Below are 11,459 nucleotides of genomic sequence, written 5' to 3' on the forward strand. Positions count from 1 at the left end.
GATCGCTCAGAACTGATAGCTGAGGCTGGCCGACAGCGTGCGGCCCGGCTGGCTGTAGAAGTCGACGCCCAGCGGGCTGCGCGCATCGGCCTGGCGGATGTCGCCCCACAGCCAGTACTTTTTGTCGAACAGGTTGTTCAGCGCGAGGCTGACCTGCACGCCCCTGGCCGGACGCCACCAGACGCCGATGTCGGTCACGCCGTAGCCGCCGGGGCGGAACCACTCGCCATCGCTGTCGTCGGTGCGCTTGACCGAGGCGGCGGCGCGCAGCCGGGCTTCCGCGCCCCAGGTGCCGGCGTCGCGGGCCAGGCCGATGCTCGCGCGCAGCGGCTCGACGCTGTTGAGCGGCTCATCCGTCGATTCATTCTGGCCGTGGGCGTAGGCGACCGCGCCGTCGAGGCGCCAGCCCGGCATGAAGTCCCAGGCGGCGCGCGCGTCGGCGCCGTAGATGCGCGCCCTGGCACGGTTGACGTACTGGTAGGTGCTGCGCAGGCCTGCAATGCAGGACGGATCGGACGGACAGGCCAGCGCCACGCTCTCGATGAAATTGCGGTAGCGGTTGTCATAGACCGCGAACTGGCCGCGCACCGTCGGCAAGTGCAGCCTGACGCCGAGTTCGACGCCGACGCTGGTCTCCGGCCTGAGATCGGGATTGGGGCTGGTACCGTAACCCTGGACGGCGTTGCGGAAGGCGCCGTTGACTTCGTCATAGTTCGGCGCGCGGAAGCCGCGGGCGATCTGTCCGTAAAGCGAATAGGCGTCGCTGGCGCGCCAGAGCGCGGCCAGCTTCGGGGAGAAGGCCGACTCGGTGGTCTCGACCGCCTCCCGGCCGATGGCGGCGAGCACGTTCCGCGCCAGCGCGTCCACCCGCGGCGACAGGCGGCGCCAGTCGTAGCGCAACCCCGGAATCAGGCTGAGGCGGCCGCCGGCGAGGCCGGAGATCTCGTCCTGGACGAAGAGGCCTGCCGTATCGGTATGGCCGACCGCGAAATCGCGCAGCGGGAAAGTATCGCCGGCCAGCGTCTTGCCGACGGCGCCGGTGCGCAGGTTGTAGACGGTGGCGTCGCGCTTTTCATCGGTCTTCACGCGCGACAGGTCGACGCCGTACGTCAGCAGATGATCGGCGCCCATGCCCTTGAGCGCGGATTCGAACTGCGCGCTCAGGCCGGTCGCCGTCTGCGACAGGCGGAAGGCCTGGTCGATCAGGCAGTTGGTGCCGCTGCCGGACGAGGCGGAACAGGTGGCGCTGGTATTGGTCCGCGTCTGCAGGTTGTCGTTGCGGGTGTCGGCCTCCTGGTGATAGATGCGCGCGGTCAGGCGGTCGTAGAACGCGCCGGCGGGCATGTGCTCCCACTCGAGGCTGGCGCGCACGCGGCGGCCGTTGTCCTCGCCCTCCATCGCGGTGACCCTGGGCAGCGACGCGGCGAGACGGCGCACGCTGACGTCCGCTTCCTGCTCGCGTCCTTCGAGCACCAGGCCCAGCTTGTGCCCTTGCGCCGGGCGCATCAGCAGCTTGGCAAGGATGCCGCGGTCGTCCACGTCCTGCGGATTGGGCCGGGTGCGGGACGTGGAGACGGCGCCGTCCCTGCCCTGGTTGCGGAATTCCTCGGCCCGCGTCTGCGAATAGCCGAGCAGCGCCTGCACCCCATCCCCCTGCCATGCGCCGAGCAGGGTATTGGTGAGGCCCCGGTTGGCGCCGTTGTAGCCGATGCGGTAGCGCCCGCCCGCCGCCTTGCCCTCTTCCAGCAGGTCGGACGGGTCGAGCGTCAGATAGCCGACCACGCCGCCGATCGCATCCGAGCCGTACAGGCTCGATGCCGGACCGCGCAGGATCTCGACCCGCCTGAGGAAATCGGTGGAGACGCCGAGCGGGGTGCTCATCGTGAAGTTGGTCGGACCGCCGCTGTTGTAGAAGTCGGGCATGCGCACGCCGTCGACCAGCTGGCTCACGCGGTTGTCGTCGATGCCGCGGATGTTGACCCGGGTGGCGCCGAAGCGGCGCAGGTCGCGGGCGAAGGAAACGTCCGGCTCGTCGCGGAACAGGTCCGCCTCGTCGGCCGGCAGTCGCCGCTGGATGGTTTGGGCGTCGATCGCGGTGACCGTCGCCGGCACCGCATCGGTCGGCGCGCTGGTGCGGGTCGCGGTCACCGTGACCTCGCCCATCACCTGCTCGGCGCCCGCGTTGGAAATGCCCGCCAGCGCGAGCGCGATGGCAAGCGACAGCCTGCTCTTGTTATGCATACAGCCTCCCGTGGATATCCGGTATGGCTGGCTGCATGGTCGGCGGCGGCCGACGGCTGGCGTTCCCGTCAGTAAATGATGGGACGCATTCTACTTGAGAATGAATATCATTTGCAACAAATGCTTACAGCGCATTCGCCGCGCCAGGCTCAGGTCTTCGGCAGGGTGACGCCGCGCTGGCCCTGGTACTTGCCGCCGCGATCCTTGTAGGAGGTCTCGCACACTTCATCGCTCTCGAAGAACAGCACCTGGGCGCAGCCCTCGCCCGCGTAGATCTTGGCGGGCAGCGGCGTGGTGTTGGAAAACTCGAGCGTCACGTAGCCTTCCCACTCGGGTTCGAACGGGGTGACGTTGACGATGATCCCGCAGCGCGCGTAGGTGGACTTGCCGAGGCAGATGGTCAGCACCGTGCGGGGGATGCGGAAATACTCGACCGTGCGCGCGAGCGCGAAGGAATTCGGCGGAATGATGCAGACATCGCCCTTGAAGTCGACGAAGGATTTCTCGTCGAAATTCTTGGGGTCGACAATGGTGCTGTTGATGTTGGTGAAGATCTTGAATTCGTCTGCGCAGCGGATATCGTAGCCGTAGGACGAGGTGCCGTAGCTGACGATCTTCTGGCCGTCCACATGGCGTACCTGGCCGGCCTCGTAGGGCTCGATCATGCCGTGTTCCTCGGCCATGCGGCGGATCCACTTGTCGGATTTGATGCTCATCGGTTTCGCGTTCAGGAATTGAGCCGCGCGCGGCCGGCGGCCGTGCGGATGGAGCCGCGATTTTACGCGAAATCCGCCGGGCGACGCCGCTTTCCGGCGGCCCGGCGCGGGGCGCCCTGGAAATTCCTGACCGGGATCAGAAAGCCGCGCTAGACGGCCTGGTGCACCGGCTCCGGCCGCGAGCCCGGCGGCGGACGGAAGGCGGAAGCATGCTCGACGAATTGCTGCTGCACGCATTCCGCATATGCCTGCTTGAGCAGACCCGGGTTCTCAAGCAGCCTGTCCTTCCATTCGCCCAGGCGCACCTGGTGCTGAATCAGGCTGCGCAGCACGGTTGAATACTCGGTGATGCCGACGGCATTGCAGCCGACCAGGATGTCGCGGCTGAACTCCAGCCGCAGGTAGCGGAAATTCTCTTCATCCGCCATCTCCACCCACTGGCCGCCGCGCACGCCCTGCCACTGGCCGAACGAGGAAGAGATCAGCCCCATGGTGTCGAACACGTCGATCTGGCGCACGCCGCGCTGCACCGCATGCTTGTCGGCCATGTTGAGCGCCGCGCAGTAGGCCTGGTCGGCGGCATTCGGCTGGACGCCGGAAATCACGCTGCGGCCGCTCACGCTGTCGAAGGTTTCGGCGCAGTCGCCGGCCGCATACACGCCCGGCACATTGGTCTGCATCGACGCATCGACCACCACGCCCTGCACGCACTTGATGCCGCTGCCGCGCAGGAAGTGGATGTTGGGGACGGCGCCGATGCAGTGGATGACGAGGTCGGCCTGCAGCTGTTCGCCGCTGGAGAGCCTGACGATGCGCGGCGCGCCCACGTCCTGCATGCCGCTGCTGCCGATGCCGACGATGCGGGCATTGGTGCGCACCGACACGCCCTTGCGTTCGCACCAGCGCTGGATCATGTCGCCCGCCGGCCGGCTCATCATGTTGGGCAGCAGACGGTCCCGCTTCTCCACCAGCGTCAGGCGCACGCCGCGCCGCAGCAGCGCTTCCATCACAAGGCAGCCGATGAAGCCCGCCCCCGCGAGCACCACCCGCGCGCCCGGCACGGCGTGCTGCAGGATGCGGCGCGCGTCGTCGAGCGTCCAGCAGTTGTGCACGCCGGGCAGGTCGATGCCGGGAATGAAGGGCACCCGCGCCGACGCGCCGGTGGCGATGAGCAGCTTGTCGAAGGGGATGGCGCGGCCGTCCTCCATCTTCACGGTGCGGGTGCGGGTGCTGACATGCACCGCCTTGCCGGTCACCTGCTGGATCTGCAGGCGGCGGAAGTAATCCTTGTCGCGCCGCAGCCAGGTGCCGCTCTCCCCGATCTCGCCGGAAAGCAGATTGGGCAGCGCGCTGCGCGAATAGGGAGGTTCGGGTTCGTCGCCGATCAGGAGGATGTCGTCGACGGGCGCATTCTTGCGCAGGGTCTCGGCGGCAATGACCCCGGCGGTGCCATTGCCGAGGATGACATGGCGGATGCGGGCGGCGGTGAGCTTGGCGACGGACATTCCCTTCTCCCTGCTTGGTAGGACGATGAACCTACTATATGAGCGGGGGCCTCTTGCAAATTGAATAATCTCAATCCGCTCCAATGAGATGGAACAAAGGATACCGGGGACGTGTTGATTTGGCGCAGTCTTGAATAATTTTGAGTAATGAAAGTGTCCGGGAGTCACGGAAGTGCAGGCCGGGAAGCCTGCACTTGCAACGGCCTAGCGCTGCATCGATTCCCAGACTTTCTGCAGCCGCTTGGCCGACACCGGCATCGGCGTGCGCAGCTCCTGCGCGAACAGCGAGACCCGCAGCTCTTCCAGCAGCCAGCGGTATTCGGTCATGCGCGGGTCGCTCGCGCGCTGCCTGTCCTTCTGCGCACGCTGCCAGGGCGCGGCGGCCTGCTGCCATTCGGCCTGCAGGCGGGCGTCGCGCGCCGGATCCGCGCGCAGCCGCTCCAGCCGGATGCCGATCGCCTTCAGATAGCGCGGGAAATGCGCGAGCTGGGTGTAATCGGTGTCGGCAATGAAGCGCTTGCCCACCAGCGCCTGCAACTGGGACTGAATGTCGGCCACCGCCTGCGGATGTCCCTTGGCGCCCTGCAGCCTCTTGGGCAGGCCGTAGTATTCCGCCAGCACCTGTCCGGCCAGCCGCGCGATTTCGTTGACCAGCAGCCCGAGCCTGGACTTGCCCTCGTCACGGCGGCGGCTGAATTCCTCCGCGTTGACCGGCAGCGGATCCTGCAGGCAGGCGCGCTCCAGTCCGGCCTGGATGATCTGGTCGCGCAGTTCCTCCTGCGTGCCGAGGCTCATGTACTGCATGCCCATCTGCTGCAGGCCGGGGATGTTCTTTTCCAGGAATTTCAGCTGTTCCTTGAGCTGCAGCGCGAACAGGCGGCGCAGGCCGACGCGGTGCACCCGCGCCGCTTCGGCCGGGTCGTCGAAGACTTCGAGGTCGCAATGACTGCCCTTGTCCACCAGCGCCGGGAAGCCGATCATGGTCTGCTTGCCCTGCTGGATCTCGAGCAGCTCCGGCAGTTCGCCGAAGGTCCATCCGGTGAGGTTCTGCTGGGCGGATGACTGGGCGACCGCCGCCGCCTGCTGCCGGGCCGGCTTCTGCACCGGCGCGCCGGCTTCGTCGGCCGGTGTGACCACCGCCTTTTCGGCCAGCTTCTGGAAGCTCTCCCGCGCCTGGCCGCCGAACTCCGCCTGCAGCGCCGCCAGGTTGCGGCCCATCTCGAGCTGGCGGCCGTGCTCGTCGATCACCTTGAAGTTCATGAAGTGATGCGCGGGCAGCGTCTCCAGCTTGAAGTCGGTGGTCTTCAGCGTCACCCCGGTCTGTTCGCGCACGTCGGCCATCAGTACGTCGAGCAGCTCGCCCCTGCCGAACCCGGCGCGCTCGACGAAGCCGGCCGCGTAGTCCGGCAGCGGCACGCAGTGGCGGCGCAGCTTCTGCGGCAGCGACTTCAGCAGCAGGTGGACTTTTTCCTTGAGCATGCCTGGCACCAGCCATTCGCAGCGCTGGGCCGAGACCTGGTTCAGCGCATACAGCGGGATGGTGAGGGTGACGCCGTCGCGCGCGCTGCCCGGCTCGAAATGATAGGTCAGGCCCATCGCCACGCCCGCCACGTTCATGGACTTCGGGAACAGGTCGGTGGTGACGCCGGCCGCCTCATGCCGCATCAGGTCGTCGCGGTTCAGGTGCAGCAGCCTGGGATTGGCGGCGAGCGCCTCCTTGCACCACTTTTCGAAAGCGACGCCGTCATGGACATGGGCCGGCACGTGCTGCGCGTAGAAGGCGGCGATCAGCTCTTCGTCCACCAGCACGTCGAGGCGGCGCGACTTGTGTTCCAGGTTCTCGATCTCGCGCACCAGCTTCTGGTTATGCGCGAGGAACGGCAGGCGCGTGTCGAACTCGCCGTCCACGAGCGCGCCGCGGATGAAGATCTCGTGGGCTTCCTGCGGATTGATCTTGCCGTAGTTGACCCGGCGCTGACTGTACACCACCAGCCCGTAGAGCGTGGCGCGCTCGGATGCGGTGACCTGCGCGGCGCGCTTTTCCCAGCGCGGCTCGCCCCAGGACTTCTTGAGCAGGTGGCCGCCCACCCGCTCCAGCCACTCGGGCTGGATCTGGGCGATGCAGCGCGCGTACAGACGGGTGGTGTCGACGAGTTCGGCCGACATGATCCAGCGCCCCGCCTTCTTCGCCAGGTGCGAACCCGGCCAGACATGGAACCGGATGCCGCGCGCGCCGAGGTAGTGCGGCTCGTCCTCGGCCTTGTAGCCGATGTTGCCGAGCAGGCCGGTCAGCAGCGCGGTATGCAGCTGCTCGTACGTGGCCGGCGCTTCATTGAGCCGCCAGCCCTGCTCGCGCACCAGCGTCAGCAGCTGGCTGTGCACGTCGCGCCATTCCCGCAGCCGCAGTTGCGACAGGAAGCTCGCGCGGCAGCTGTCGGCGAGCTGCCTGTTGGACTTCTTGTGCTCGACCGCTTCCTCGAACCATTTCCAGATCTTGAGATAGCTGAGGAATTCGGATTTGTCGTCGGCGAACTTGCGGTGCGCATTGTCGGCGGCCTCCTGCGCGTCCAGCGGACGGTCGCGCGGATCCTGCACCGACAGCGCGGCGGCGATGATCAGCACCTCGGTCAGGGCGGCATTGTCGCGCGCGGCCAGGATCATGCGGCCGACGCGCGGATCGAGCGGCAGCCGGGCGAGCTGGCGGCCGAGCGGCGTAAGCTGGTTGTTGTCGTCGACCGCGCCCAGCTCCTGCAGCAGCTGGTAGCCGTCGGCGATCGCGCGCCCGGGCGGCGGCTCGATGAAGGGAAAGGTCTCGACATCGGTCAGCCGCAGCGACTTCATCCGCAGGATGACGGCGGCCAGCGACGAGCGCAGGATTTCGGGATCGGTGTATTTCGGCCGCTGCTGGTAGTCCTGCTCGTCGTACAGGCGGATGCAGACGCCGGCGGCGACGCGGCCGCAGCGGCCGGCGCGCTGGTTGGCGGCGGACTGCGCGACCGGCTCGATCTGCAGCTGCTCCACCTTGTTGCGGTAACTGTAGCGCTTGACGCGGGCCAGGCCGGTATCGACCACGTAGCGGATGCCGGGCACGGTGAGCGAAGTCTCGGCCACGTTGGTGGCCAGCACGATGCGGCGCGCATTGCTCGGCCTGAACACCCGCTCCTGCTCCTGCGCCGACAGGCGCGCAAACAGCGGCAGGATGTCGACGTGCGGCGGATGATGCTTGCGCAGCGCTTCGGCGGCGTCGCGGATCTCGCGTTCGCCCGGCAGGAACACCAGCACATCGCCGGGACCGAGCCGCGCCAGTTCGTCCACCGCGTCCACCACCGCGTCCATCAGGTCGCGCTGTTCCCGCTGGGCGGAAGGGCGTCCCTCGGCGCGCTCCCGGTTCTCGGCCTTCGCATTCGATTCCACGGGACGGTAGCGGATCTCCACCGGATACAGACGGCCCGAGACTTCGATCACCGGCGCCGGCTTGCCGTCGCGCTCGAAATGGCGCGCGAAGCGTTCGGCGTCGATGGTGGCCGAGGTGATGATCAGCTTGAGGTCGGGCCTGCGCGGCAGCAGCTGCTTGAGATAGCCGAGCAGGAAGTCGATGTTGAGGCTGCGTTCGTGTGCCTCGTCGATGATGATGGTGTCGTACTGCTTAAGCAGCGGGTCGGTCTGCGTCTCGGCCAGCAGGATGCCGTCGGTCATGAGCTTGACCGAGGCGCCTCTGGAGAGGGTATCGGTGAAGCGCACCTTGAAGCCGACGTGCTCGCCCGGGGCCGACCCGAGTTCGTGCGCGATGCGCTTGGCGGTGGACGAGGCCGCGATGCGGCGCGGCTGGGTGTGACCGATCAGCCCCTTCTGTCCGCGGCCGAGCTCGAGGCAGATCTTCGGCAGCTGCGTCGTCTTGCCGGAGCCGGTCTCGCCGCCGACGATGACGACCTGGCTGGCGCGCAGCGCGGCGGCGATCTCCTGCCGGCGCGCCGAGACCGGCAGCTCTTCGGGGAAGGTGATCGGGGGCAGCGGGTTGCGTTCGACGGCCTGTGGCTCTCGGGGCGCGGGCTTCTTCGGACGGGCGGGCGTTTTTTGGTCTTGGGCGGGTGCAGACATATCGGGGCGAATTATAATGCCGGGCATGGAAAACCCTATTCAGTTCGTACAGTGGCTGCGCTCGGTCGCGCCGTACATTCACGCGTTCCGGGGCAAGACCTTCGTGGTCGCCTTTCCGGGCGAGCTGGTGATGGCCGGCGCGCTGCCGGTGCTGGCGCAGGACCTCTCGCTGCTGCATGCGCTCGGCATCAAGGTCGTGATCGTGCACGGCTCGCGTCCCCAGGTGGAAGAGCAGATGGCCCTGCGCAACCTGGAGGGCAAGTACCACAACGGCCTGCGCATCACCGACGCCGCCGCCATGGAGTGCGCCAAGGAAGCCGCCGGCGAACTGCGCCTCGACATCGAGGCGGCCTTCAGCCAGGGCCTGCCCAACACGCCGATGGCACATGCCGCCATCCGCATCATCTCCGGCAATTTCGTCACCGCGCGGCCGATCGGCGTCATCGACGGCATCGACCTCGAGTTCACCGGCGTGGCGCGCAAGATCGCCTATGAGACCATCCAGCCGATCCTGAGTGCCGGCGGCCTGGTGCTGCTGTCGCCGCTCGGCTTCTCGCCCACCGGCGAGGCATTCAACCTGGCGATGGAAGACGTAGCGGTGGCCGCCGCGACCGCGCTGCATGCGGACAAGCTGATTTTCATCACCGAAACGCCGCTGATGACCGATGCCGACGGCCGCCCCGTCCACGAACTCACCGCGCACCAGGCCGACGTCCTGCTCAGGTCGGACGCGCTGCCCGCCGACACCGCCTTCTACCTGCGCCACTGCGTCAAGGCCTCGCGCGGCGGCGTGCCGCGCGCGCACATCGTGCCTTTCGAAATGGACGGCTCGGCCCTGCTCGAGATCTTCACCCACGACGGCGTCGGCACCATGGTCAGCACCGAGAACCTCGAGACGCTGCGCGAAGCGACCATCGAGGACGTCGGCGGCATCCTCAAGCTGATCGAACCGCTGGAGGCCGACGGCACCCTGGTCAAGCGCGGGCGCGAACTCATCGAGCGCGAGATCGAATACTTCTCCGTGATCGAGCACGACGGCGTGATTTTCGGCTGCGCCGCCCTCTACCCGTTTCCGGGCGAGAAAATGGCGGAAATGGCCTGTCTCACCGTCAACCCGGAAGTCCAGAGCCAGGGCGATGGCGAGCGCATACTCAAGCACATGGAAAACCGGGCGCGGGCGGCGGGCTTTTCGAAGCTCTTCGTGCTGACCACCCGCACGGCGCACTGGTTTCTCAAGCGCGGCTTCGTGATGGCCACGGTGGACGACTTGCCCAGGGACAGGCAGCGCATCTACAACTGGCAGCGCAAGTCGCAAGTGCTGATCAAGCAACTTTGACCTATCCCGTCGCCTCTATATGGCGGCGACCCTTCTACACACAAGGAGCAAAAACATGGCCCGCACGGTCCACTGCATCAAACTCAACCGCGAAGCCGAAGGCCTGGATTTCCCGCCCTATCCGGGCGAGCTGGGCAAGCGCATTTATGAAAACGTGTCGAAGGAAGCCTGGGCCGGCTGGATCAAGCACCAGACCATGCTGGTCAATGAGAACCGCCTGAACCTGGCCGATGCGCGCGCGCGCAAGTACCTGGCGCAGCAGATGGAGAACCACTTCTTCGGTTCGGGCGCGGACGCCGCGTCCGGATACGTTCCCCCGTCCGAATAAGCAAGACGAAAAGGGCCGCCCAAAGGCGGCCCGCTTCATTCCGGCGTTCTTCGCGCCGCCGTGGCGCAAGCCGGCACCCGGCAGGAAGCCGTCAGGATATGTCTCCCGGACTGGCAGTGCCGGGCGAATTGGAACTGTTGATCGTGCCGGCGTAGATCTGGGTCAGTATGCTCATCGGATCGACGGTGCCGTTCTTCAGCGCATTCGCCAGGCCTTGCGCTCCGCCCTCGAAGGTCTTCAGCAGGGCATCGAGCCCGGCCGAAAACATTCCCCCTATCCCGCCTTTCGAGTCGCCAATGGCTTTCAGGATGTTCCCCACTCCGGGAATGAAGAACAGCTTCTCCCCGACCTCGCCCAGGAACCACTGGAAGTTGTCCTTGTTGCTGCCGTCCCATCTGACATGACTGTCATTGGTCCTGTGCAGGCGATGCGTGCCGTCGAAGACGGAGTAGCCATTTTCCGCGAAGTCCTTCAGCAGACCCGCTTCCGTTCCGTGGCGGGCGTCGCCGTCCTTGGTGATGCCTTCGATATTGCCGTCGCCCGCTGCGCCGCCCCGATCCCGGCCATCGGCACTCTTTGAACTGTCGATGTACTCCAGCACTTCGCGTATGTTGTAGGCCGCGTCCGCCCGCGACTTGGGGTCGGGATTGTTCGCGGTCCAGTCGCCGCAGCGCTGCTTCAGCAACTCGAGCTTGATGTCTTTCTGTTTGCCAAGCCGGTTGACGACGTTGCCGGCCGCGCCGTCGAGGATCTCCTCTGCCGAACGATTGTCTCCGTCCGGCCGTCCTCCCCCTTTCGGCGGCGGCTTGTATGCGCTTCCGAGACCGGGACCGTCGAGGCCACCGCCCCCTGACGACCGACCCTTGAACCAGTCGCCGAACGTCGACAATATCTCGTCGTACGCGATTTTCTGAGAGTCGGACAGCGAATTGTATAAGTTTGACGGGTCGTAATCTTTAACGCCGGAACTGTACGAATTCCCGCCCGAAATTCCGCTAACCGCCATACCCCCCCCTGCCGATGTCTCACCAAAACACCTGGCGGCACCAGGCCGCGCGATCATGAGTGGACAGAACAGGGCTTCCGGTTCCGTTCCCGCGGTCCGGAACGCCTAGCTGTGATGTTTCAATAGGTTGTTCTGGTTCATTCGGATTGGATTTGAGAAACTGGAAATCGCCAAACCCCCAGTTCTCAAAGAAGCCAACCGAATGAACATCCATAAGAATGCCCGATTG

General features: G+C 66.3%; 8 protein-coding genes. 2 read left to right on the plus strand and 6 right to left on the minus strand.

Going from position 1 to position 11,459, the window contains the following annotated elements; translation table 11 throughout:
* Positions 1-6: 6 nt before the first annotated feature.
* From NCCP691_RS18450 to hrpA, 4 genes are all read right to left on the minus strand, one after another.
* Positions 7-2,241 carry a TonB-dependent hemoglobin/transferrin/lactoferrin family receptor gene (locus tag NCCP691_RS18450; RefSeq protein WP_220810033.1) on the minus strand — a complete coding sequence of 745 codons (2,235 nt, stop codon included), beginning with the start codon at positions 2,239-2,241 and terminating at the stop codon, positions 7-9.
* Between the two features lie 149 nt (positions 2,242-2,390).
* The gene (dcd, locus tag NCCP691_RS18455) at positions 2,391-2,957 is read right to left on the minus strand and encodes a dCTP deaminase (RefSeq protein WP_220810034.1); all 567 of its coding nucleotides are present in this window, start codon (positions 2,955-2,957) and stop codon (positions 2,391-2,393) included.
* Between the two features lie 149 nt (positions 2,958-3,106).
* Positions 3,107-4,462 carry an NAD(P)/FAD-dependent oxidoreductase gene (locus tag NCCP691_RS18460; RefSeq protein WP_238482494.1) on the minus strand — a complete coding sequence of 452 codons (1,356 nt, stop codon included), beginning with the start codon at positions 4,460-4,462 and terminating at the stop codon, positions 3,107-3,109.
* A 204-nt stretch (positions 4,463-4,666) separates the two neighbouring features.
* Positions 4,667-8,560 carry an ATP-dependent RNA helicase HrpA gene (gene hrpA / locus NCCP691_RS18465; protein WP_220810035.1) on the minus strand — a complete coding sequence of 1,298 codons (3,894 nt, stop codon included), beginning with the start codon at positions 8,558-8,560 and terminating at the stop codon, positions 4,667-4,669.
* Between the two features lie 25 nt (positions 8,561-8,585).
* Here hrpA and argA point away from each other — a divergent pair, with 25 nt between their 5' ends.
* Positions 8,586-9,896, plus strand: coding sequence for an amino-acid N-acetyltransferase (gene argA / locus NCCP691_RS18470; RefSeq protein WP_220810036.1), 1,311 nt, complete (start codon positions 8,586-8,588; stop codon positions 9,894-9,896).
* Positions 9,897-9,951: 55 nt separating this feature from the next.
* Entirely contained in the window at positions 9,952-10,224 is a 273-nt protein-coding gene (locus NCCP691_RS18475) for an oxidative damage protection protein (protein ID WP_220810037.1), read from the plus strand.
* A gap of 91 nt (positions 10,225-10,315) precedes the next feature.
* Here the strand turns inward: NCCP691_RS18475 and NCCP691_RS18480 are convergent, their stop codons facing one another.
* Positions 10,316-11,230 (minus strand): hypothetical protein, encoded by a 915-nt coding sequence (locus NCCP691_RS18480; RefSeq protein WP_220810038.1) that lies wholly within the window; start codon positions 11,228-11,230, stop codon positions 10,316-10,318.
* A 19-nt stretch (positions 11,231-11,249) separates the two neighbouring features.
* Positions 11,250-11,459: hypothetical protein (locus NCCP691_RS18485; RefSeq protein ID WP_220810039.1), on the minus strand; the 210-nt coding region annotated here is incomplete at its 5' end.

The organism is Noviherbaspirillum aridicola (assembly GCF_019656455.1).
GTDB classification, from domain to species: domain Bacteria; phylum Pseudomonadota; class Gammaproteobacteria; order Burkholderiales; family Burkholderiaceae_D; genus Noviherbaspirillum; species Noviherbaspirillum aridicola.